Here is a 24652-nt window from a genome sequence, read left to right as displayed (position 1 = left end):
CCCTTTAATTTCCGCCTTTGCACCATTACTTTAATTTTGCTCAATTCATCTCCGAACCTATGAGATTCAACAAGGCAGGCTACACTAACGAAGAATTGCTTCACTTATATGAGCAATTGCTTCGTCCACGAATAATTGAGGAAAAAATGCTGATCCTGCTGAGGCAGGGAAAGATTAGCAAATGGTTTTCCGGTATTGGTCAAGAGGCCGTTTCTGTCGGAGCCGTGCAAGCTTTAGCCAACGACGAGTTTATTCTGCCTATGCACCGAAATTTAGGTGTTTTCACAGGTAGACAAGTCCCTTACAACCGCCTTTTTACTCAATTTCAAGGCAAACTCAGTGGCTTTACGAAAGGTAGAGATCGGTCCTTCCACTTTGGTTCAACGGAACACCACATCGTCGGTATGATCTCACATCTTGGTCCACAAATGGCCTTGGCTGACGGCATTGCCTTAGCACACAAACTCAGTAAGCAACAAAAGGCGACCCTGGTTTTTACTGGAGACGGCGCGAGCTCAGAAGGAGACTTTCATGAAGCATTGAATGTGGCCGCTGTTTGGGACTTACCCGTCATCTTCGTTGTGGAAAACAACGGCTATGGTTTGTCAACACCGAGTACGGAACAGTTCCGGTTCAAGCAATTCATCGACAAGGGCCCGGGCTACGGAATGGAGGCCATTCAAGTGGACGGCAACAATATCCTCGAAGTACATCGCACCATAAAAGCACAAGTTGCAAAGATCCGAAAGAAGCCCAAACCGATACTGATTGAAGCCTTAACCTTTAGAATGCGCGGCCATGAAGAAGCGAGTGGGACAAAATACGTACCGAATGAGCTGATGGAAAAATGGGCAAAGAAAGACCCCGTTGAGAATTACCAAGCCTACCTCTACAAACAGGGAATACTTAACGACCAAGTAGAAAAAGAAATACGAGCACAGATCAAGGCAGAGATCGAAACCGGATTAAATACTGCCTATGCCGAAGAACTACCAAAAGCCCAAACGGCTCGAGAGCTCGATGATCTATTTGCTGACTACACCTTAAAGCCCCATCCACCAAAGGGGAATGAGAGGTCAGAAAAACGCTTTGTGGATGCCATTTCAGAGGCCTTAAAGCAAAGCATGGAAAAATACCCCAATCTCGTATTGATGGGGCAAGACATTGCAGACTATGGAGGTGTTTTCAAAATCACCGAAGGGTTTACCCAAATGTTTGGTAAAGAACGCGTTAGAAACACCCCCCTTTGTGAATCCGCGATCATTGGAACTGCCTTGGGGCTGAGTATCAGTGGGTTCAAATCCATGGTCGAAATGCAATTTGCCGATTTCGTCACCTGTGGCTTCAATCAGATCGTCAATAATTTGGCAAAGATTCATTACCGCTGGGGTCAGAATGCCGATGTGGTAGTGCGCATGCCAACCGGTGCGGGTGTTGGTGCAGGACCTTTTCATTCCCAGTCGAACGAAGCGTGGTTCTTTCATGTTCCGGGATTAAAAATTGTCTATCCCTCCAATGCGAGCGATGCGAAGGGCTTACTCAATGCTGCCATCGAAGATCCGAACCCATACCTGTTTTTTGAGCATAAGGCATTATACCGTTCGCATAGTCAAGAAGTAGCTGATGACTACTATACCGTTGAAGTTGGAAAAGCAGCCTTGGCGGCAGAAGGAGAAGAGTTAAGTATTATCACCTATGGCATGGGCGTGCATTGGGCACTTGAAGCCTGCAGTGAATTGAAAATCGATGCTGATATCGTCGACCTTAGAACGCTGCTTCCCTGGGACATGGAAACAGTCAAATCCTCTGTTATGAAGACAAATAAAGCATTGGTCTTACATGAAGACACACTGACTGGAGGAATAGGCGCTGAGATCGCTGCCTGGATATCAGAACATTGCTTTGAATATTTAGATGCCCCGGTAATGAGAGAAGGAAGTTTAGATACACCAGTGCCATTCACCAAAACCCTAGAAGAGAACTTTTTACCTCAAAAAAGACTTTTAGAAAAATTACAAGCGCTAAACGCCTATTAATATGTTCTGGAAAAAATCAGGTGCATCGACAACCTCAATTGAGTGGCAACCTTTAGAAGAGTTGGAGCAACTCCACACTCTTGTTGAAGAAAGCCACGAACAGCATGTGCTGATCTATAAACACAGCACAAGGTGTGGCATTTCGGGAATGGCATTAAACCGACTAGAACGAGGCTGGAAAGAGGAGCTTAACGAGGTCAAAACCTATTTTCTCGACTTGATTAGCTACCGAAATTTATCGAATGAAATTGCCCAGCGCTTTGAGGTCTATCATGAATCTCCACAGATCATTCTAGTGAAAAATGGCAAAGCGATTCACAACGATTCACACATGAACATTTCGGCAGAATCCATCGAACAAGTGATCCAGCAAAGTAAATAGTTCACTATTGGCTCACTCACAAATGTGAAGGTTGATTGAGGTCTATTGACGGGTCCAGATTTCCTTGATTGGACTTCCTGTAGAGTTTAATCCACTATGCACCCACCGGTCACCATTGACCTCATAATCAAAGGTTAAACTGGCCCCTACACGATCAGAATTTCTTGAAAAGAATTCAATATGTTCGGTGTATTTTCCCTCTTTCAAGGTTACAGTTCCTCCTCCTGTTCCAGAAAAGGACTTTGACTCAGGATCGAAGGCCACCCACTGAAAACGGGTTCCGGTGATCATTTTGATCGTCTTTCTAGAGCCCAAGCGCATTTTTTGCATTTCCCCATTGCGCATTCGCTCTGTGATCCTCCATGCACCTGCTAGATCAGAGTTACCGGCATCAATTCTCGTGTAATTGACGGATTGACTTGCGCCATCCACTTCAATAGATGCCACAAGTTGGTTTCTATTGATCTCGGTTGTGATTTGATACGACTTACCTATCTCATTGCCATCCGCAGTATGAAACTCAACCGTGTAATTGATGGTATTCCCTAATATCTCGATCATCCCTCCTTGAGATTCAAAAAACTCTTTGCTTTCCACATTAAAAGAGGAAATGAACACATAAGGCGCTTGTATCGTCATGACAGTACGCATATTAGATGATTGATCTGATGGTAAGTTCATTTCCCATGCCCCTTCCAAGGCATTGGCAGTCTCAGATTCAAAGGCTGATGTTGGGGAAATAGCGAACAGAAAAGCGCAAAAAAATGAAGGGATGACAGTCATAACCGTGTAATTTAAAACAGAAGGAAGATACAAAATTTAGCGAAAAAGGCTTTATTAGGGAGGACTGGCTTTATTCCTCCAAAGAAAATTTCATTTCTAGTGGTAAATATTTCGTAGCATTTTTGATGATATCACAAATTGACCTATCTTTGCATCCCAATTAGAAAAGCGGAAGTAATTTTAAGAAATGGCAAATCACAAGTCAGCATTAAAAAGAATCAGATCAAACGAGGCAAAACGTTTGAGAAACAGGTATCAGCACAAGACTACCCGTACCTTCATCAAACGATTGAGAAGCACGACGGATAAGACTGAAGCACAAGAGCTTTTGAAAACAGTTACCAGCATGCTGGATAGACTGGCAAAGAAAAACATTATTCACAAGAATAAAGCCGCTAATAACAAGTCGAAACTGACAAAGCTTGTTAATAGCCTTTAAAGAATAGCAAACCGCTTAACCGGTCCTATGGGTCCGGTTTTTTTATACCTTTTCTTTCCTAATTACTTTTCATTTTCATATTTTTTCTTCATTTTATCATCATGGAGAAAGGCCTAAAGATCCTGGAATGGGCTGAAGAAGACCGTCCCAGAGAAAAGCTCCTCCTCAAAGGACGCACACATTTAACGGACGCAGAGCTTATTGCCATACTCATCGGTTCAGGTAATCGCAAACTATCTGCTGTTGAGCTGGCAAAACAAATTTTAGCTCATGCCGATCACAACCTTCATCAATTAGCCAAATACACCGTTAAGGATTTGATGCAGTTCAATGGAATTGGTGAAGCAAAGGCCATCGCGATCATCAGCGCCTTAGAGTTGGGACGAAGAAGAGGCGAGAGTAACAGTGAGCTAAGAAAACAGATCCGCGCTAGCCAAGACGTTTATGATTTCATAAAGCCCAAGCTGTTAGATCAACCCATCGAACAATTCTGGATCCTCTGTTTGAACCGTAACAATAAAGTGATCCAAAGCCGACTGATTTCTCAAGGAGGTGTTTCGGGTACGGTAGCTGATCCCAAAGTCATTTTCAAAATTGCACTGGAAGATCTGGCATCAGGCATTGTCTTGATCCATAATCACCCGAGTGGTAATTTAAAACCAAGTCAAGCAGACCAAAAACTCACGAGCAAGATGGTTTCATCAGGTCAACTTTTGGAAATACCCGTATTGGATCATTTGATCTTCACGAATGAAGGCTATTTTAGCTTTGCAGATGAAGGGCTAATTTGAACAAAAGGCTTCTTTTCCTTTTTAATTGGTTATAATTTCGCCCCAATGAAACGGAATACCATTTTTGTGATCCTCATCATCGCCATCATAGGTGTAACGATTCTCAATTTCCTGACCATTGGCGAAAGTGAAGAAAGCTACATTGGTCGAATTGAACAGGAAAGAATTGACAGAAATGGCTTCATGCTCTCCTCAACCTCACCGCTCACTGATGAGGATAAACGTTCCTTTGAAGGGTTGAAATACTATGCTGTAAACCCCAGCTATCGACTTACGGCTCGCATCGAGAGGCTTGAAAACAGACAACCTGTATTCATTCCTTCTACCACCGGGGAACAATTGAAGTACATCCCCTTTGCCAAAGCATTCTTTGAATTGCAAGGTCAGGAACATCAGGTGTTACTCTACCAAGACTGGGAGGAAAAAGACCCTAATCGGCTCTCTCTGATGTTTGCTGATGAAACAAGCGATATTGAAACTTATGGTGGAGGAAGATACCTGGATGTCATGTTTAGAAACACCAATTCCGTCATCATTGATTTTAATAACGCTTACAACCCTTATTGCCACTTTAATGACGAGTACAGCTGCCCCATTCCACCTCGAGAAAATTTTATCCCCGTAAAAATCTCAGCAGGAGAAAAGCTTTACAAAAGCAATTACTAGGTAGTTTAGAACGCTTAAATCATTATTTTTGCCCTTCTTAAAATTGTTATTGAACACATAGATTCTGTTAGAAAACAGAATCAAAATGCGCAGCATCCATGAAGATCTCCCTCAATTGGCTAAAGGATTTTATCGAACTAAATGAGACGCCAGAAGAAATTTCTGCACTTCTCACCCAGTCAGGTTTAGAAGTAGAAGGTTTAGAGGAAGTAGAAGCCGTCAAAGGAGGACTAAAAGGCTTGGTCATTGGTGAAGTAAAAAGCTGCCAAAAACACCCCAACGCCGACAAGCTATCTGTCACCACAGTAGATATCGGTCAAGAAAAACTCTCTCCGATTGTATGTGGAGCACCTAACGTAGCTGTAGGGCAAAAAGTAGTGGTCGCAACAGTTGGGGCGACCCTCTACCCCGCTAAAGGCGAACCTTTTCAAATTAAAAAAGCCAAAATCAGAGGTGAGGTTTCTGAAGGCATGCTCTGTGCTGAAGATGAAATTGGACTAGGAGAAGGACATGATGGAATACTGGTATTGGACACTACTCTCGAGAACGGAACACCCGCCACTACCTATTTCAATCTGCAGTCAGATCAAGTTTTTGAGATCGGATTAACCCCAAATCGTGCCGACGGAGCCTCACACTTAGGTACTGCACGTGATTTGCGAGCGCTATTGGATAGGGAAATTAAAATGCCCAATCTATCGGGCTTTCATGCCGACAATAACAATCGACCGATCAAAGTCACGGTGGAAGACAAAGAGGCATGTCCAAGGTATACCTCAATTACCATCAGTAATGTTGAGGTAAAAGCTTCACCCGAATGGCTTCAGCGCAGGCTAAAAGCAATTGGCATAAACCCCACCAACAATGTAGTCGATGTCACGAATTATGCACTTCATGCACTTGGCCAACCCATGCATGCTTTTGACGCCGATGCGATCTCGGGAGATCATGTCATTGTGAAAACCTTGGTCGAAGGCACCACTTTTAAAACCTTGGATGAAGTGGAACGAAAGCTATCAGCGAATGACCTGATGATCTGTAACGAGAACGAAGGCATGTGTATCGCCGGTGTATTTGGAGGAATTAAATCAGGTGTAACAGAACAAACCCAACACGTTTTTCTAGAAGTCGCCTATTTTTCACCAGACAGTATTCGAAAAACCTCGCAGAAGCACCAATTGAAAACAGATGCTGCCTTTCGGTATGAGAGAGGAACTGATCCAAACATGACGGTGACAGCATTGAAATTTGCTGCTTTACTCATTAAAGAATTGACAGGGGGCGAGATCAGCTCTGATATCAACGACATCTATCCTAATCCAATTGAGGATTTTAGAATTGAGGTGAAATACAAGAACATTGATCGCTTGATAGGGAAAGCAATGGATACGGACAATGTCCATAAAATTCTTCGTAGCCTAGAAATACATATCGAACCCATCAACGAAGAAAAATTCATGGCGATTGTCCCTCCTTATCGTGTTGACGTTCAAAGAGAAGCAGACATCATTGAAGAAATATTAAGGATCTACGGGTACAACAACATCCCGCTAGAGGACCATCTGAGCAGCACTTTTCTTTCACATTTTCCAAAGAAAAGTAACGACTCCCTGAAACTCGAAATATCGAGGCTTCTTTCCGGAACAGGGTTTCATGAAGTGGTAACCAATTCGCTCACCAAAAAAGCCTATTCAGCTTCAGTTGCATCCATCAATTCCAACGAGGACGTCAATATTCTAAATTCACTCAGTGAAGAACTCAATGTAATGCGACAAGACCTTATCTTTCATGGGCTGGAAGTCATAGAGCGGAATGTCAAAAGAAAACAACGAGACCTGAAGATTTTCGAATTTGGCACCACATACCACCTCATTAATGGCAAATACAAAGAACGTCAGGTTTTGGCTTTGTTTGCAACCGGAAACAACCATTCTGCACATTGGATGGGGGAAGAACGACCATTGACTTATCATGATCTGGCTGAAGTACTTAGCCAACTCATGAATAAATTCAATCTGTCAACCCTTGAAACAAAGGAACTCTCTAATGATCTCTTTGATTACGGTGTTGAGCTCTCGTTGAATCATAAGACGATGGCCAAAATAGGCCGAGTCGGGAAAAGGCCAATGCAATCGTTCAAGATCAATCAAGAGGTCTTTTATGCAGTGATCGACTGGACTTATCTCAAGAAACAGTACCCACTCAACCCGACCTTTCAGTCTATCTCGAAGTTCCCGGAAGTAAAAAGAGATTTGTCACTCGTTGTTGATAAATCAGTAAAATTTGATGAGATTAGACAACTGACAAACAAATTAGAGCGAGAACTTATCAAAGACATCCAGGTTTTTGACGTGTATGAAGGAGATAAGATTGGAGAAAATCAAAAAGCTTACGCCATAAGTTTTTTCTTACAAGATCAAGAGAAAACATTAACAGACAAGGTCATTGATAAAACGATGTCTCGCTTGATCAAGGGCTTTGAAAAAGAGCTGAACGCAACAATACGTACATAACATGAATGCTTCTACATTTGATCAACGACTAGAACAACTTCAAGCAAATGTTGAGGCATTGCTCAAGGCTTACCAGCGTCAGGCAGAAGAAAACGCCGTTTTAACGCAGGAACGGCAAGTGTTGAAGCAAAGAATTGATGACTTAGAGACGAAACTTTCTGATTTTCAAAATCAGGACAAAATGTCTAAACTTGTAAACAATACATCGGTAGAAAAAGAAGATTCTATCGAGCTTAAAAATAGATTGAACGAATACATCAAGGAGATAGATAAGTGCATCTCTTACTTGAGCTAGCACTGAGAAATATGGATCTTCTATCAATAAAAATAAAAATTGGAGACCGAGAGTATCCAATGAAAGTCAAACCCGAAGAGGAAGCGAGGGTGAGGAATGCGGGTAAATTCATCAATGAAAAACTTCGTTCCTACCGCGAACAATTCGGTATAGACGACAAAGAAGACCTTTTAGCAATGGTCGCATTTGATAGCATGGTTGCTAAACTCAAAAATGAAGAGGAGATGACAACCCTAGATACAACGGCCGACTCCAAAATAGATGCGCTGAATGAAATGATCAAAAGCGCTATCAAGTGATCTAATTAAGCTCCTTCTTCTTCTACCCCATTTTATATACCTATGGGAGACATAACCATTATACCAGTTGCCATCGCAGCGATAGCCATTGGTTTTTTTCTTGGTCGCTTTTGGATGCAAAAATTAAATCGTAAGGCGGTACAAGAATTAGAAGAAAAAAGAAAGCTAATCATCAAAGAGGCTGAAATTACTGCGGAAAGCATCAAGAAGGATAAAATTCTAGAGGCCAAAGAAAAATACCTCAAACTAAAATCAGATTTTGAAGAAGAAGCCAATCGAAAGAAGAATCAGATCATCAGCAATGAAAACAAGCTGAAACAAAAAGAAGCGCACTTATCCAAGCTTCAAGAAAAAACACAGCGAAAAGAGGCGGAGCTTGACAGCATGAGGGAAAACTTGGATGCCCAGATGGAAATCGTGCAAAAAAGAAAGCAAGACCTCGAAGCAAAAGTCGAACAAAAGATCAAGGCACTCGAGAAAGTTGCTCAGCTATCGGCTGATGAAGCAAGGGAACAACTCATCGAAACCTTGAAGGATGAGGCCGAATCAAAAGCTTCAGCACTAGTCAAAGACATCATTGACGAAGCGAAACTTTCCGGTGCTAAGGAAGCGAAGAAGATTGTGATCCAATCGATCCAACGTACTGCGACAGAGCATGCCATAGAAAACTGTGTGTCCATTTTTAATATTGAAAGTGACGACATCAAAGGAAAGGTCATTGGTCGTGAAGGAAGAAATATCCGTGCCTTAGAAGCTTCTACAGGCGTGGAAATCATTGTAGACGATACACCTGAAGCCATCATCATCTCCGGTTTTGATCCCGTGAGAAGAGAGATCGCACGGTTATCACTTCACCGGCTTGTGCAAGATGGAAGAATTCACCCAGCTCGGATAGAAGAGATCGTAGCCAAAACGACCAAAAACATTGAAGAAGAGATTGCCGAAATAGGTGAAAGAACAGTCATTGATCTCGGTATCCACGGTTTACACCCAGAGCTTATCAAGATGGTTGGCCGCATGAGATTTAGGTCATCCTATGGTCAAAACTTATTGCAACACTCGAGAGAAGTGGCCAATCTTTGTGCAACCATGGCGAGTGAGTTGGGGCTAAATCCCAAAAAAGCTAAACGTGCCGGTTTGTTGCACGACATTGGAAAAGTTTGGCCAGAAGAACCTGAAATCCCTCACGCGATTCTCGGAATGGAATTGGCTAAAAAGTACAAAGAGCATCCGGACGTCTGCAATGCGATAGGCGCACACCACGATGAGATCGAAATGAAAAACATGATCTCCCCTCTTGTGCAAGCCTGCGATGCCATCAGTGGTGCCCGACCTGGAGCGAGAAGAGAGGTCATGGAGTCCTATATCAAAAGACTTAAGGAACTCGAAAGCCTTGCCCTCAATTTTGATGGGGTAAACAAGTGCTATGCTATCCAAGCAGGCAGAGAGCTAAGGGTAATGGTCGACGCAGAATCCGTTTCTGACAGCAAGGCCGGCCAGCTATCTTTCGATATTTCTCAGAAGATCGAAAAGGAAATGCAATACCCTGGTCAAATTAAGGTAACGGTGATCAGAGAGATGCGTGCCGTGAATTACGCTAAATAATTTGGATAAAAATTTAGACTTAAATAAGAGGGATGGAAAAACCCCTTTTTTTAGGCTCTAAAGCCCAAAGGAGAACAAAATTCTCTTGCCGATGTTGTAAACAAAACTTACATTTTGAGTCTATTCAGCGAATGAAAAAGACAATTTGTATCTTCTTACTGCAGCTCCTTGTTAGTAGCACTTGGCTTCTGGGACAAGATGTTTCGTTCGAAGAGTTGAAATCCGATATCCTTGCCGCAACGTCCGAGGAGCGTAAAATTGAAGGCCTTATCCAACTTGGCATTTGCCTCGGACGTACCAATGGTGATTCCCTAAAGTTTTATGCCGACTCCCTGTCAAGCAGTGACTTTAGCAGTCCTGAACTTGTGAATGCCGGGCAGACCTTTATGAAAGCCGTTGATTTATTTGCGAACAATCAACTTGACGAGGCCATCTCGCTTTTTGAAGAGAGCACCGCACAACTGAAGAACCTGAACGTACCTAATCTATATTATCGCTGTAGAAATTACTTAGGTATTGCTTATACCCGTACCGGTGACCTTGAAAAAGCAGTAGTTTTCTTTGAAGAAACCTTAGATGAAATAGATGCTGAAGAGGCAGAGGTAGCGCATAAAAGAGCGGCTCATGCCAACATGATCAATGTTTACAGAAGAGCGCAAGATTATGCCTCAGCCATATACCACTCTGAAATGCTGATTTCACTCTCGGATGAAGGCACCATGAGCAGAAGTTTAGCTTTTAGCTACATGAACATGGGACAAATATTGCTTGACCTGAGGTACTATCAAAGGGCTTTGGATGCCTTCAACACCATTGACCCTGAGTTCCTAACGGGTTCAATGCCGATTGCGGTAGATAAAAATAGAGCACGTGCTTTTTACGAATTAGAACAATATGACTCTGCGATCTTTTATTTTGAGCGATCCTTGGCATATAGTGGTCCTACATTTAATCCAGATTTGAAAAAATCGAGTTTTGTTTCGCTGATTGATCTCTACACAAAAACGAATCAACTGACCAAAATTCCTGACTTAATTTCCAACGCAACTGAACAAATACAACCGAGTGATCCTATCCCTTTGAATGTTGATTTTGCCATTGCCAAAATGAACTATTTTGCTGCCTTGGGACAGGAAGACAACTTACTAAAAGAAGGACTGGCCTTGGAAGAATTCCTAACAGAAAAAAATGCCTTAAGCTTTTCGCAAGATGCTTTTCTTATCATGTCGGAGATCTACAATCAAAAAGAAGAAAATGATCTTGCCTTCAAATTAAATATTCTTGATGTGAATGAGGAAGGCACTGCATTGACCATTACGGAAAGCGTAATAGATGAAAATGCCGAGGCCAATACACCTGTGGGTAGTTTTGAGACGAATGATCCAGATACCAATGATCAACAAGTTTTCCGATTCGTGGATGGAAAAGGTGCTGAAGGGAATCAGCTGTTCTCTATAGTCGAGAATCAGTTAATCAAGAAAACTCCTCTAAATCATGAAGAGAAGAGCTCCTACTCTATTAGAGTACTTGCTGAAGACAACGCAGGCAATACCATTGTTTCTGTATTCACGATCAATGTGAAAGATATGAATGATGCGCCTACTGCCATCCGTGCATCAAGAACTTTGCAACTCTTTGAGAATGTAGAAATCGGCACACTTGTTTCAAACCTCACCGTACAAGATGAAGATGCGAACGACACGCATACCATTGATTTAGTTGACGGTACGGGTGCTGAAGACAACAGCCTATTTATCATCGAAAACAATCGCATCTTCACCAAAGGTGAAATTGATTATGAAAAAGACACCTTACTATCCATTCATCTTCGGGCAGTTGACCAAGGAGGTGCATCGGTAGAAGAAGTATTGGCCATTGAAGTTAGAAATGAACTAGAAGGCCAAATCAGCCTTGAACAAAAACTTGATTTTGGATCAACTGACGTTGGAAACAGCATCGTACTACCGTTAGCGATTACCAATACGGGTGAGTTGGACGTTCAAATCAATAACATTCAGCTTCCTCAAGGATTCTCGCTAGCCGAGCAATTTGATGCGATTGCTGTTGGGGAAACACGTCAACTACAGCTCTCATTCAAACCAAGTGATGATAGAAATTACCAGGGACAGCTCCTGATCATCACGAATATTGGTGGTTATTCGGTGGAGTTGCTCGGTACCGGTGAACAAGTGATCACAGATATCGATGAAAATCCATTCGAGAATAGTCAGCTAAACCTTTACCCAAATCCAACCTCGGATGTGGTGAATGTAGACCTAAGGACGATTCCATTGAGAGTTCAACTCATTGAGATCAGTGATATGAAAGGTCGGGTAATCTTCTCTACGGTGAGGGGTAACTTAGACATTATGCAGATCCGAGTGGGTAATTATGAGAATGGTGTCTATCTGATCTCTTTGATTCATGATGCACTTGTTCTCAGTAAAAAGATCATCATTAAGCATTAAAAAAGGCGTCTTTCGACGCCTTTCTTCATTTTATTGCTACGCTGTAATAGCTTGATCTAACCTTTCATTACTTTTGCCATGGTCTCTCCAATATCTGCTGGAGATTTCACCACATGGATCCCACAGCTCGCCATGATCTTCATCTTCGCCTCAGCTGTGTCGTCTGCGCCGCCAATGATTGCTCCGGCATGTCCCATCCTACGACCAGGAGGTGCTGTTTGACCTGCAATAAAGCCGACAACAGGTTTTTTATTTCCAGTGCTCTTGATGTATTCAGCAGCAAGGGCCTCATAATTTCCTCCAATCTCACCAATCATTACGATGGCATCTGTTTCATCATCTTCCATCAGCAGCTGAACCGCTTCTTTCGTTGGTGTTCCAATTATTGGATCACCACCAATTCCAATGGCTGTTGAAATGCCCAAGCCCGCTTTTGCCAATTGATCTGCCGCCTCATAAGTTAGTGTACCTGATTTTGATACAAGTCCTACTCTACCCTTTTCAAAGACAAAACCTGGCATAATACCAACTTTTGCTTCACCTGGGGTAATTACACCCGGGCAATTAGGGCCTATTAAAGTAACGTCTCTATTCTTAATATACTCCTTGGCCGTGACCATATCCTTGACAGGAATACCTTCTGTGATCGCGATGATCACCTTAATTCCAGCATCAGCAGCCTCCATAATGGCATCAGCAGCAAACGCAGGGGGCACGAAAATGATCGAAACATTAGCACCAGCCTTATCAACAGCCTCTTGGACAGTATTGAAGACAGGACGATCCAGATGAGATTGTCCTCCTTTACCTGGTGTCACTCCACCTACTACATTTGTACCGTATTCAATCATTTGTCCTGCGTGGAAAGTACCTTCAGAACCGGTAAATCCTTGAACAATTACTTTTGAATCTTTATTGACTAGAACGCTCATGGCTATCGCTTTGAATTTGTGGCAAAAATAGAACTAAAAACCGCACGGCCAAAGGGTTATTTGAAGTCCAGTGAATCTCGGGAGGATTTGCTTGCAGCGGCTTTGAACAATAGCACTATACCTTCACATTTTTTAACTAAAAAAAGCCAGCAAGTTGTAACCATAGGAAGGAATTCATCGTCTCTATAGTAAATGTTTGCCAGTTGAATCGTTCACTTCTCTAGGAACATATTCAATGACAACCAAGGAAAAGAAAATAGTTAGTTAGTTTAGTATTTTAAGGTTGAAGAAGAGAAAAGCCCCTTTATGGGGCTTTTTTCGTTCCCGGCTCATCCAAACCATGCAGACCATTCGTCAAGGACTTGTCTATTTTCCTCCGTTAAGTTTTTATCTTGGAACACAAAAGCACTACTGAATTCATAAGCTTTATTCATTAGGCATCTATAAACCAGGAAACCCTTTGCAAGCACCAACATTTCATGGAGCCAAAATCTTCGGCCTATTTCTAGGGCCTCTGATCTGTTTGCTCTTTTTTATTTACCAACCCAATGACTTTTTGGGGGCTGACGCCTGGCGTGTCATTGGCATTGCCCTTTGGATGATCGTATGGTGGATCACTGAAGCAGCGCCCATTCCCGTTACCGCGCTATTGCCCATTATACTATTCCCCTTGGCGGGAGTTTTCACCATCGATGAAGCAACTCAGCCCTATGCGAATAAGATCATATTTCTTTTTATGGGAGGGTTTATGCTGGGCTTAGGAATGGAAAGGCATAACCTGCATAAGCGTATCGCATTAAGCATTATAAAAAAAACCGGTACCAATCCAAATGGTGTCATTCTCGGGTTCATGCTAACTACAGCTTTTATCAGCATGTGGATCAGCAATACAGCAACCACCGTTATGATGCTGCCGATTGCCCTTTCCATCACCAACCTACTGTCTATCAACGAAACATCCAGCAAAGGGCAAAAGCGTTTTGCTTTGGGCTTGATGCTCTCCATCGCCTACGCAGCGAATGTAGGAGGAACTGCCACCATTATTGGAACACCACCTAATGTCGCTTGGGTGGGCTTTATGAGTGATCTTTTAGGCTACGAGGTCACCTTCTCCAAGTACCTTGCCATTGGCTTACCCATTTGTTTGGTCATGCTTGCTGTTGTTTATTTCATGATCACGAGAGTCCTTTTTCCCAGTCATATCGGACAGCTTACAGACTCAACAAGGGTAATTGACGAACAACTCAGGGCTTTAGGTAAAATGACCAAAGCCGAAAAAAGAGTAGCCTTAATCTTTATTACTACAGCCTTAACTTGGATTCTTCGTGGGAGTATTAACGAATTGCTTGGCACCGCTCTTTTGAGTGATGCCATGATCGCTATTGCAGGTGGAACGTTGATGTTCATCACTCCATTAGACTTGAAAAAAGGACAATTCTTGATGGAATGGGAGTACACAAAAAAGCTTCCTTGGGGAATTTTGCTCCTTTTTGGAGGTGGACTCAGCCTGGCGAAAGCCATGGAGAAATCTCATATAGTCGAGGTGATCGGTGAACAAATTGCCGGTTCGGGTGAACTTAACCCCATCTTGCTTATAGCAGGGCTTACTGCCTTTATGTTATTCATGACGGAAGTAATGAGTAATGTTGCACTTGTGGTTATTTTCTTACCTGTCGTGATCGGTATTTCTCAAAGTTTGGAAATGAACCCGATGTACCTTACAGTACCCGTCACCCTTGCATCAAGCTATGCATTCATGATGCCGATCTCTACTCCTCCAAACGCTATCGTTTTTTCTAGTGGAATGATTCGAATGAAGGACATGCTCAGAGCCGGTGTCTTGCTCAACATCATTGCTATTTTACTTTTGGTTGTATTGTCTCAAACACTGGTTCCTTTGATTTATTGATATGCAAAAAAACGCAGAAATTTTTGACCAACTCGTTAATGCCAGAAGGTCCGTTCGCAAATACGATCAACAAGCCACCTTCGATCATGATGCGGTAAAACGGAGCTTAGAACGGAGTGTACTGGCACCCAACAGCAGCAACATGCAGCTCTGGGAATTTTATCGGATCAAATCACCTGATGCACTAAAAAAGGTCGCTTGGATGTGCATGAACCAAGGGGCTGCAAAAACTGCTCGTGAGCTAGTCGTTTTTGTCGCGCGGCGTGACCTTTGGCCTAAACGCCAAAAGGCACTAGTAGCAGAAATGGAACGTGTTTACCCCGATAGCAGCAACAAGCAGGCGAAAAGAGCCATGAATTACTATAAAAAACTGATCCCAAAATATTATTGGACCGACTGGTTGGACCTATGGGGACTCGGCAAAAAACTCATCTACTTCTTTGTGGGTTTGAAACGCCCCATGGTACGGCACGGCAATCGTGCTGATCTGCGCATATCCGTACACAAGAGTGCTGCTTTGGCGGCACAAAATTTCATGATGAGCATGACTGCCGAAGGTTATGATACTTGTCCCATGGAAGGCATGGACTCTCTACGCATCAAACGATTTTTGAAGCTGCCTCGAAAAGCAGAGATCGTCATGGTCATCGGCTGCGGACCGGGATTAGAAGAGGGTATTTATTCTGAGCGCTTCAGAGTACCTAACGAAGAAGTCATTTTTGAACGATAGACTATCGCTTCTTCATGCTCATATCCTGCTCACGTTTCGCCCTGAATTCTGAGCTTTCATTCCACTGAGGAAAATACTTCTCATTTGCCAAGCGATAACCCACCTTGAATAGTAAGGTGGCATCTTGTGCAATCCCTTTCAGGTCCCAAGATTCGGGCTCATAATTATCCTGTGGCTGATGATACTTTACCGAAAGATACTCCTCTATTTTCTCATTAACGAAGTCCACTCCTTTTGTCATGTGCTCATAGGAACCGGATGCATAAAGTGCTGGAATGCCCACTTTGGCGAAGCTAAAATGATCTGAACGAAAAAAATATCCCTTGCCCGGATCAGGATCAGGAATAACATATCGCCCTTGTTTTTGAGCCTCGGCTTTAGCGTAGTCATCCAGTTCCGATTGCCCATAACCCGTTATGGTCAAGTCTTTCATTTCACCAAAAGCTGGCAAGCCATCCAGGTTGATGTTGGCGACCGTTTGATTAAGTGGAAAAATCGGATCTTGCGCATAATATGCAGAGCCCAAAAGGCCTTGTTCTTCCGCTGTTACGAATAGAAACACGACAGATCTTTCGGGTTGGTTTTCTGGTTTTGCAAATTGCTCTGCGATCATCAACAAGCCTGTGGTGCCACTGGCATTATCGAGGGCGCCATTGTAAATAGAATCTCCATCGATAGGTTCACCAACTCCTATATGGTCCCAATGTGCTGAATAAATGATGTACTCGTCTGGTCGCTCCGACCCTTTGACCATGCCCACAACATTCTTCGACACATCTCGTTTGATCTCATTTTTGACACCAACCGAAGCCTTCAAACCCATGGGCACAGGTTTAAAATCTTTGCTTTTGGCGAGTGAAGAATAGTTCTCGATGCCGGCAGCACGAAACAATTCCACCGCTGTATTTCGAGTGATCCAGCCTTGTATTGCAGATTGATAGGGTGGATTCTTCGCGTCTAAATTGAGCTTAGCCCCAGTCCAAGAGCTTTCAACTACCAGCCAAGGATAACCTGCAGGTACAGTTTCATGAACGATCAGTACGCCTGCAGCTCCTTGTCGAGCTGCCTCTTCGTACTTATAAGTCCAACGGCCGTAGTAAGTCATTTCTTCTCCTTTGAACAGGGTACTATCACCACTGCTAAACCCTGGGTCATTGACCAAAACAATGACTGTTTTTCCTGTGACGTCCAGCCCTTCGTAATCATTCCAATCATACTCAGGGGCTACGATTCCATAGCCTGCATAAACCAGTTCAGAATCCTTTATCTCTGCAGCTTCTGTCGCTCGCTGAGTGTACACGACCACGTCCCTGTTCGTTCGAAACCGCATGGTCTTGCCCTTTCCCGTTACAAGCATTTCTGGCGACTGAGTTCCTTTGATCTCGACCAGGGGAACATCTTGAAAAAATGATTCCCCATTACCCGGAGCCACACCCATCATCTTTAGTTCTGAGGCCAGGTAGTCAATAGTCTTCTCTTCTCCTTCGGTGAATGGTTTCCGACCCATGAAATCGTCAGAAGCCAATACAGCTAAGTGCCGGTTGATGTCCAATGTATCAATAGCAACGACAGGTTCATTCGTGGTAGAACCGCAACTGCTGACTAAGATAGAAAAGGCAAGGAGTTGAGCAAAGTAGATGGCGTTTCGAAACATGAGCAATGGCTTTTCTATAAAGGTTTGCAAGTTTTTTGAATCAAGCAACTCGAATTGGAGAAAACCAAAAAGACAGATGTATCCTCGACTTGACATTACTTTATCGAAAAATAGTATCTTCACATACACACTTACGTCGATGACATTCACTAATAAGCTGTATGCCGTTTTATTTTCGTTACTTCTTGCGGTATCCTGCAGTGACGATTCGTTGACTGAGCTCTCGCCAAACCGCCCTGATATTGACTTCTTAACTGCACAATTTGCTTATGTCAATAGCATCGATCAATATGGTGTACCTGCCGATCAATGGGCGGAGAATTCGGAGCTTACGTTCTACTACATTTCCGATTCAGAGTCGGGCAAACCGCAAGGTAGATTAATTTGGAACTACTCGACAGACGCAAAACCCAAGAAAGCATGGTGGCGATTTGATGCTAAGGGGAACCGACTTGCAATTTTTGGTGAAGGGGGTACTGCTGGTTTTCTAGTCCTTACAGACCAGCACAGAGAAATAGCCAATAATTGGAGAGCGCTTTACCTCAATGAAGAGGGTCATTTGATCATCGAGGAGACGCAGAAAGATCCCATTCGGTGGGAACTCGAAAGAGTGACAGATGCTCCTGCATGGAGCGGAGAGTAAATTTCATCGAATACATTGAGTTTGTTCCACTGAATGAATAGCTTTATTCATGTCCAAATTACTCATACCCCTTTTTCTCTTATTGAGTATTTCCTTGACTGGCCAGAGCTACTACGACATTGCGAAGGTAAAAACAGGCCAAATGACATTTGTCAAGGCCCCAGTGGTCGCCCTTTGGGTAGTTGAAAATGTTACCGTAGGAAATGAACAGCGAACGCCTACTGCAAAGTGGTTTGATTTCAAAGAAAATGGCCTATTGATGGGAGGAAATGGCGGTATTACCAACTTAAGAGGCTCATGGACGTTCGATCAAGAGAATAAGCAATTGTACCAACAAGATGGAGATCGCATAGATCCTTTTGGACCTTTCGAAGTGCTTCTGACGGCAAACGAAACGATGATGACCTGGAGGCGTCTAGAAGACGGAGTAGAGGTAACCGTTCGTTTAAAAAAGGCAAGTAAAAAACCACTGGCGCCATGGGATTTAATCGTTGGAAACTGGAGAAATGAAAAAGCCGAAGGGCTTGACCTGGAAACCAAGGAAGTTAAATCATACTATCAAATGGAGCCAAATAGCTATTACTTTGGATGGGACAGAAGGTATCGTAAATACGACAAAGATGGCAATCGAGTGGAAACTGGCATTTGGCATATCGAAGCGCATTCACCTTGGCTCTGGACGATAAATGATGCGGAAAACACCAAAGTAGGCTGGTCGATCGCATTTGAAGGAAGTCAAATGATCTGGAGTAGAGAAGGCGAAATGGAGGTAATAAAGGTATATTTTGATCGAATGGACGAATAAAGGGTATTGTCTATCTCTTTATTGCCAAAGGAAACGGAATGTTTGCAACTAGTATCCGTACTTCTCTTTCCACATGGCCTTAAGCCGCTTGCGCATTTCTTCTTCCCTTGCATTATTTCCAGGTTCATAAAAGGTTGTGCCACTTAGTTCTACAGGTAAAAACTCCTGTTGCACAAAATTCCCCGGATGGTCGTGTGCATATTGATATCCTCGACCATAGCCTTCCTCCTTCATTAGTTTTGTAGGTGCATTCCTTATGGGCATGGGAATGGGCAAGTCTCCTGTTTGTTGGACAATCCGCTGCGCTTGATTAATGGCCAAGTACGCCGCGTTGCTTTTGGGTGAGGAAGCCAGATAAGTCACTGCTTGAGAAAGAATGATCCTACCTTCCGGATAGCCGATCATAGAGACCGCTTGAAACGCATTCGTCGCAATGACCAGGGCAGTAGGGTTCGCGTTACCAATGTCTTCTGAGGCCAAAATAACCAATCGCCTAGCGATGTATTTAATGTCTTCTCCACCTTCGATCATCCTAGCCAAATAATAAACCGCCGCGTTCGGATCGCTGCCTCGGATCGACTTAATGAATGCGGAAATCACGTCATAGTGCATGTCACCCGCTTTGTCGTAAGTAGCTACTCGTTGTTGCGCTACTTTCTTGACCAAGGCATCAGTGATGACAACTTGTTCTTCAGGTACATTCTCAATCACCAAATCCAACAAATTCAGCAGTTTTCGCGCGTCTCCTCCAGCAATGGTAAACAAGGCTTGTGTTTCTTTTAACTCAACGGCCTTATTTTTTAAGAACTCATCCTTCTTCAGAGCCAACTCTATCAGCTGAAAAAGGTCATCTTTTGAGAGGGATTTGAGAGTATAGACCTGAGACCTGGATAGAAGTGCCGAATTTACTTCAAAGGAGGGATTTTCAGTGGTCGCACCGATCAATGTGATATCGCCCTTCTCTACAGCCCCTAGCAAGGCATCCTGTTGCGATTTATTAAATCGATGAATCTCATCGATGAACAAGATGGTATTCGACTGGTATTTTGCCTTTTGAATGACTTCACGGACTTCCTTGACACCAGAGCTGATGGCGCTTAAGGTAAAAAAAGGCGCTTGTACCGAATTGGCTATGATATTCGCTATGGTCGTTTTCCCAACACCGGGTGGGCCCCAAAGGATCATTGATGGAATTCTTCCGGCATCGATCGCCTTTCGTAGCACGCCCTCCTTACCTACCAAATGAGCTTGACCGATCAAATCGTCTAAGGTTTGAGGTCGAATTCGTTCCGCTAAAGGTTTTTGGGCATACTTCATGAATCGAAATTAAAAATCCATATCGATTATCCATTTCATGATTTCCTTTTAATTTTCCAACATGAACAAGGCGGAGATCAAAGCGAGGTTGGAAGAAAGCTATCAAGAATATTCGGCTTACGTCAAGACACTGTCCAAAGATGAGTACGAATATGCTCCTGATGGGAAATGGAATGCCGGAGAGCAGACATTGCATTTGATCAAATCGCTCAAGCCCATGGCCAAAGGGTTGGGTATGCCTAAATTTTTGATCAAGTATAAGTTTGGCAAAGCCAATCGTCCGTCGTGGACCTATGATGAGGTCGTCGAAAAATACCGGAGTCGTTTAGAAGGCAATACGTACGTAGCTCCAGCAAGCTTTAGCCCCAGCCAAGTAGTCTTTTCACAAGCCCTCGAACTGAATAAAAAACTTAAACAACAAGTTGAAACCATTGACCAGAAACTAGCGAAATGGTCGGAAGCTCAATTGGACGAATTTGTAGTTCCTCATCCCTTATTAGGGAAGATCACCATTAGGGAGTTGTTTTACTTCACCATTTACCACGCGCATCATCACCAACTTTTGATCAAACAATACTTGAAGGGAATATAAAGTGGTTATTGCCTTGTCAGGAATTTAAGACAAACAGGAGTTGGCACCTCAGCGACATAACCAGTCTCAGAAAGCAAACCGGTTTCTTGATCTATGCCAAACGTAATGATGGTATTGTCATCTTGATTAGCCACTAACAAAAACCTGCCCGACGGATCAATCTCAAAATCTCTTGGGGTCCTTCCTAAACTCGATTGCCTGCCCAAAGGCTTCAATTGCCCCTGATCACCAATTGAGAAAATGGCAATATCATTGAGCTCACCCCGATTCGAGGCATATAAGAACTTTCCATTGGGATGAATTTTAATTGCGGCACTTGCTGCATCACGCCCATCGCCATTTTCTTGTGTACTGATCACCTGCATGTTGCCAATGTAGCGTGCAGAATCCCGAAGTGCCGTTACCTCAATCGTACCGATCAACTCATTCAAGGTATAGGAGACATTAAGGGTAGGATGAAACGCAATGTGTCGAGGTCCAGACATTTTTGGGCCGTTAGGATACTCTCGAACAAAATCCAAGGTTTGTGATAAGGTGTCCAGCTTGTACTCGTACAATTTATCAGCCCCAAGATCAACAGCAATGACAAAACCCAACCGAGGGTGCTGTATGATTTGATGCGCATGTGGTGCCTCTTGCCGGGGATGAGAAGAACCTCCATCATGTTTCCGGTAGGACGAATATTCATCGAGTGAACCATCTTCTTGTATTGGATAAAGCGCAACGCTACCCCCAACATAGTTTGCCGCCATCACAAATTTTCCAGAATTGTCAATGGAAAGATGACATGGGTATTGGCCTAAACTGGATACTTCATTCAGCCAATTCAGACTATGCTCTTCTGGATTGTATTGGAGGGCCGTTAATGTGGCAAAGGACTCCTCTCCTCCATCAAATTCATTGACTGCATACACGTACTCACCGTTCGGATGAACTGCCAAATAAGAGGGGCTAGTGATGGCATCAGAAACATTGAGGTATCGGAGTGCTCCGGTTTTCTTATTCATTGAATAAACATAAATGCCCTCCCCTTGCCCATCCACGTGGCCTTCTTTTTTGGTGTAGGTTCCAACGAATAAGATCTCTTCTTTAGACTCCATCACTTCTGACGATTTATCTGGTGTTCCGCAAGAAATAAGACAACCCACGAGCAGTATCAACCAATAATTTCTCATTTCACAGTGTTTGTAGGATGTTAATCGTGGTGGCTAATTGCTCTTCTGTAAAATCGAGATGGGTCACGAAACGAATCAATTGAGGACCAAATGCAAAGGCATGAATATTGTGCTCAGCAAGCTTCTCCAAAAAAGACTGAGTGGTATATTTTTCATTCAGCTCGAAGATTAAGATGTTGGTTTCACAAGGCATCACTTGGGCAACATAGTCTTGTTTCATCAATACGTCAGCCATTTTTTGCGCTTTGATGTGATCTTCGACTAGTCGATCAATGTGATTTTCCAAGGCATATAAGCCTGCGGCAGCGATATAGCCTGCCTGTCGCCAGGCACCTCCCATGACTTTACGAATGCGCTTCGCGCGTTTGATGTCCTGATGACTTCCCAAGAGAATTGATCCCACCGGTGCACCTAATCCCTTGGATAAACAGATCGATACGGTGTCGAAAATTTCGCCGAATTGTTTTGGTTTATGCCCCTTGTGCACAAGCGCATTGAATAACCTGGCGCCATCGAGGTGCAATGCAAGCCCATGTTCATGACAGGTCTCTCGAATCGCATAGATCTCTTCTAAGTCATAGCAACTTCCTCCTCCCTTGTTCATGGTGTTCTCCAGCGATACTAGGCGCGAATTAGGAGCATGGATATCATCAGGTTGTATGGCCGCCTTTACATCTTCGGCAGTTATGAGGCCACGCTCGCCTTCAAGCAAACGGACAGATGCCCCTGAATTTGCCATGATACCTCCACTTTCGTAGAGATAGATGTGAGAATACTTGTGACAGATTACCTCATCTTGCAGCTGGCAGTGTAAGCGGATGGCGATTTGGTTGGTCATGGTTCCAGAGGGACAATATAAGGCCCCGTCATAACCAAAAAGCTTCGCCGCATAGTCTTCTAATGCTGCTACGGTCGGATCTTCGCCAAACATATCATCCCCTACTTTCGCCCGCATCATTTCTTGATGCATTTTTGGAGTAGGCTTTGTTACCGTATCACTTCTTAAGTCAATCACTTTACAATGAATTTATATTTATCACTTTTTGCCGGCCAGTAGGATTTAATGACCTCAGCCGCCTCTAACGGTCTATCGGTCGCTAAAACATCTGCACCGTTTTCAATGAATCCACCATAAAGTGCATCGCCTTTGGCCACTGCCCTCTTGTCCAAGTTACCCAAAACCCCTAGTATCGTGGTGATTCCTTTTTGATGAAGAAAATTGTATACATCGGGTGCTGGTTCTGAAACACCGACAAAGGCGATCATGCGCTCATCTGGAACCCCCAAACTGCTGTGCGCAACATAAGAAGCACTATCCCGAATACTCACTGAAATCATCAAGGACTCATCCAGCGCATGAATGTTAGCAGCGTCGTTGGCATTGTAAGAGATCACCGCTGCAAAATTTTCCATTTGATGCGCCTGAATCGCCGCAACCACTCGCTCAAAAGGCACCCCACGTTTTACGTCCAAAGTAAATAAAGCCTTTCCTTTGCCCCACTTCAAAACCTCGTCTAGCGTGGGGATTTGAAAATTAGTCACCTGACCAAGGTTATCCTTTAATTTCACTTCTTGTAAGGTACTCCAATCCTGAAGGTTCACATAGCCCGACCCAGTTGTAGTTCGGTCTAAGGTATTATCATGCATCAAGATCAAAATAGAGTCCTTGGTCATGGCAATGTCACATTCTATAATCGCAGGTGTCTGTTGAAGGACATGCTCAAATGTTTCAATCGCATTTTCCGGAAATCCTGGATAAGGCCCACCGCGATGTGCACTAACCAGTGGAATACGGTCCTCAGACCATGAAAAAAAACTAGAAAGACCTTCCTCTTCAAAGCCAGTTGAACGAAACGACGAAGGACTGCTTTCATAGCTCCCCTTTTTGATCAATACATCGCAAGAAGTCAGTAAGAAAAAAAGTGCAAGGAATTGTAAACCACGCATATCGATTTTTTTTTTCGAAAACTAAGAAGGAATCAGAAGAGAAAATAGAGAGGGGGCTAAAAAGTCATTTCCGGTGCAGCACATCGTACATGTCCTGCACCGGTAATCTTCAATCAACCTAAACATATGAAGACCATGAAGCCACTACGAATGCTTCTCAAATGACCGGACCGTCTGTCACGTTATGGGTGTGTAGTCTCCTAAAAGGCTCCTCAGTTGCTGAAGTTCCTTTTTAATACCTTCATGCACCTCTTTTGGCACATCTTTTAAATACCTCGCAAAATGATTATCAAGCTGTATGATCATTTCATTTTTGCTCTTCCTTCCCTTCTCCGTCAACACCATGTGAAAGGACCTGCCATCTTCTTCATTTTGCTCACGAATGACCCAATCGTCTCGTTCCATTCTGACCAACATCCTTGAGATTGTCGGCAGATCCTGGAGCGTTACCCTACTGATTTGAGTTGGCGTAACGCTCCCGTGGTTCCACAAAATGATCAATACCTGCCACTGCTCGGGAGTAACCCCATAGCCCCTTAACGCTCGTATCAACTCTCTATGAAAGAGTAAATAGGCCCGATAAAGGTTGTAGCCCAGGTTATTGTTAAGATGAAAGAGAGCCTTACCGAATTCCATTTTGGAGGTAAATCATGCGTAAAACTAATCAATTT

Annotated in this window: 23 protein-coding genes; 15 read left to right on the top strand and 8 right to left on the bottom strand. The window is 43.4% G+C overall.

Translation table 11 applies throughout. The features are described 5' to 3' along the window. Positions 1 to 59: 59 nt before the first annotated feature. The gene (locus AC2D6U_RS13885) at positions 60 to 2036 is read left to right on the top strand and encodes an alpha-ketoacid dehydrogenase subunit alpha/beta (protein ID WP_484721589.1); all 1977 of its coding nucleotides are present in this window, start codon (positions 60 to 62) and stop codon (positions 2034 to 2036) included. 1 nt (position 2037) lies between these two features. After that, positions 2038 to 2418, top strand: a complete 381-nt coding sequence (gene ytxJ / locus AC2D6U_RS13880) for a bacillithiol system redox-active protein YtxJ (RefSeq protein ID WP_484721588.1) — start codon at positions 2038 to 2040, stop codon at positions 2416 to 2418. Between the two features lie 42 nt (positions 2419 to 2460). Here the strand turns inward: ytxJ and AC2D6U_RS13875 are convergent, their stop codons facing one another. Further along, entirely contained in the window at positions 2461 to 3201 is a 741-nt protein-coding gene (locus AC2D6U_RS13875) for a membrane or secreted protein (RefSeq protein WP_484721587.1), read from the bottom strand. 187 nt (positions 3202 to 3388) lie between these two features. Here AC2D6U_RS13875 and rpsT point away from each other — a divergent pair, with 187 nt between their 5' ends. From rpsT to AC2D6U_RS13835, 8 genes are all read left to right on the top strand, one after another. Further along, the gene (rpsT, locus tag AC2D6U_RS13870) at positions 3389 to 3640 is read left to right on the top strand and encodes a 30S ribosomal protein S20 (protein ID WP_484721586.1); all 252 of its coding nucleotides are present in this window, start codon (positions 3389 to 3391) and stop codon (positions 3638 to 3640) included. A 101-nt stretch (positions 3641 to 3741) separates the two neighbouring features. Beyond that, positions 3742 to 4431, top strand: a complete 690-nt coding sequence (radC, locus tag AC2D6U_RS13865; RefSeq protein ID WP_484721585.1) for a RadC family protein — start codon at positions 3742 to 3744, stop codon at positions 4429 to 4431. A 45-nt stretch (positions 4432 to 4476) separates the two neighbouring features. After that, positions 4477 to 5097 (top strand): DUF1684 domain-containing protein, encoded by a 621-nt coding sequence (locus tag AC2D6U_RS13860; RefSeq protein WP_484721584.1) that lies wholly within the window; start codon positions 4477 to 4479, stop codon positions 5095 to 5097. Between the two features lie 98 nt (positions 5098 to 5195). After that, entirely contained in the window at positions 5196 to 7610 is a 2415-nt protein-coding gene (pheT, locus tag AC2D6U_RS13855) for a phenylalanine--tRNA ligase subunit beta (RefSeq protein WP_484721583.1), read from the top strand. Between the two features lies 1 nt (position 7611). Next, entirely contained in the window at positions 7612 to 7905 is a 294-nt protein-coding gene (locus AC2D6U_RS13850) for a hypothetical protein (RefSeq protein ID WP_484721582.1), read from the top strand. An 11-nt stretch (positions 7906 to 7916) separates the two neighbouring features. Continuing rightward, on the top strand, positions 7917 to 8204 hold the full coding sequence (locus AC2D6U_RS13845) for a cell division protein ZapA (protein ID WP_484721581.1): 288 nt from the start codon (positions 7917 to 7919) through the stop codon (positions 8202 to 8204). Positions 8205 to 8246: 42 nt separating this feature from the next. Continuing rightward, on the top strand, positions 8247 to 9809 hold the full coding sequence (gene rny / locus AC2D6U_RS13840; RefSeq protein ID WP_484721580.1) for a ribonuclease Y: 1563 nt from the start codon (positions 8247 to 8249) through the stop codon (positions 9807 to 9809). 131 nt (positions 9810 to 9940) lie between these two features. Continuing rightward, a complete protein-coding gene (locus AC2D6U_RS13835) occupies positions 9941 to 12277 on the top strand; it encodes a cadherin domain-containing protein (RefSeq protein ID WP_484721579.1) in 2337 nt (778 codons plus the stop codon). Positions 12278 to 12333: 56 nt separating this feature from the next. Here the strand turns inward: AC2D6U_RS13835 and sucD are convergent, their stop codons facing one another. Then, complete coding sequence (sucD, locus tag AC2D6U_RS13830; protein ID WP_484721578.1) at positions 12334 to 13209, bottom strand: succinate--CoA ligase subunit alpha; 876 nt, start codon at positions 13207 to 13209, stop codon at positions 12334 to 12336. Between the two features lie 460 nt (positions 13210 to 13669). Between sucD and AC2D6U_RS13825 the strand changes: the two genes are divergently transcribed. Together AC2D6U_RS13825 and AC2D6U_RS13820 are read left to right on the top strand one after the other, a co-directional pair. Continuing rightward, on the top strand, positions 13670 to 15118 hold the full coding sequence (locus AC2D6U_RS13825; protein ID WP_484721577.1) for an SLC13 family permease: 1449 nt from the start codon (positions 13670 to 13672) through the stop codon (positions 15116 to 15118). 1 nt (position 15119) lies between these two features. Then, entirely contained in the window at positions 15120 to 15848 is a 729-nt protein-coding gene (locus tag AC2D6U_RS13820; protein ID WP_484721576.1) for a nitroreductase family protein, read from the top strand. 1 nt (position 15849) lies between these two features. Here the strand turns inward: AC2D6U_RS13820 and AC2D6U_RS13815 are convergent, their stop codons facing one another. After that, positions 15850 to 17502, bottom strand: coding sequence for a M28 family metallopeptidase (locus AC2D6U_RS13815; protein ID WP_484721575.1), 1653 nt, complete (start codon positions 17500 to 17502; stop codon positions 15850 to 15852). A gap of 139 nt (positions 17503 to 17641) precedes the next feature. On the opposite strand from AC2D6U_RS13815, the gene AC2D6U_RS13810 reads away from it, so the two are divergent. Both AC2D6U_RS13810 and AC2D6U_RS13805 read left to right on the top strand, forming a co-directional pair. After that, entirely contained in the window at positions 17642 to 18145 is a 504-nt protein-coding gene (locus tag AC2D6U_RS13810) for a hypothetical protein (protein WP_484721574.1), read from the top strand. A 49-nt stretch (positions 18146 to 18194) separates the two neighbouring features. Continuing rightward, on the top strand, positions 18195 to 18950 hold the full coding sequence (locus tag AC2D6U_RS13805; protein ID WP_484721573.1) for a hypothetical protein: 756 nt from the start codon (positions 18195 to 18197) through the stop codon (positions 18948 to 18950). Between the two features lie 48 nt (positions 18951 to 18998). Here AC2D6U_RS13805 and AC2D6U_RS13800 read toward each other — a convergent pair whose 3' ends face one another. Next, on the bottom strand, positions 18999 to 20267 hold the full coding sequence (locus AC2D6U_RS13800) for a replication-associated recombination protein A (protein WP_484721572.1): 1269 nt from the start codon (positions 20265 to 20267) through the stop codon (positions 18999 to 19001). 61 nt (positions 20268 to 20328) lie between these two features. Here AC2D6U_RS13800 and AC2D6U_RS13795 point away from each other — a divergent pair, with 61 nt between their 5' ends. Further along, on the top strand, positions 20329 to 20859 hold the full coding sequence (locus AC2D6U_RS13795) for a DinB family protein (protein WP_484721571.1): 531 nt from the start codon (positions 20329 to 20331) through the stop codon (positions 20857 to 20859). Between the two features lie 5 nt (positions 20860 to 20864). On the opposite strand, the gene AC2D6U_RS13790 is transcribed toward AC2D6U_RS13795, so the two are convergent. The 4 genes from AC2D6U_RS13790 to AC2D6U_RS13775 form a co-directional block, all read right to left on the bottom strand. After that, entirely contained in the window at positions 20865 to 22034 is a 1170-nt protein-coding gene (locus tag AC2D6U_RS13790) for a lactonase family protein (protein ID WP_484721570.1), read from the bottom strand. Between the two features lies 1 nt (position 22035). After that, entirely contained in the window at positions 22036 to 23049 is a 1014-nt protein-coding gene (locus AC2D6U_RS13785; RefSeq protein ID WP_484721569.1) for a threonine aldolase family protein, read from the bottom strand. Next, positions 23046 to 23981: a glycerophosphodiester phosphodiesterase family protein gene (locus AC2D6U_RS13780; protein WP_484721568.1), complete on the bottom strand. Its 936-nt coding sequence runs from the start codon at positions 23979 to 23981 to the stop codon at positions 23046 to 23048. Before AC2D6U_RS13780 ends, AC2D6U_RS13785 begins: the two co-directional genes overlap by 4 nt. Before the next feature lie 177 nt (positions 23982 to 24158). Further along, on the bottom strand, positions 24159 to 24617 hold the full coding sequence (locus AC2D6U_RS13775) for a MarR family winged helix-turn-helix transcriptional regulator (protein ID WP_484721567.1): 459 nt from the start codon (positions 24615 to 24617) through the stop codon (positions 24159 to 24161). Between the last annotated feature and the right edge of the window lie 35 nt (positions 24618 to 24652).

The sequence above is a fragment of the Roseivirga sp. YIW32 genome, from assembly GCF_057219245.1.
The sequence above is the reverse complement of the archived record's forward strand: the minus strand, read 5'-3'. Positions and strand labels throughout refer to the sequence as shown.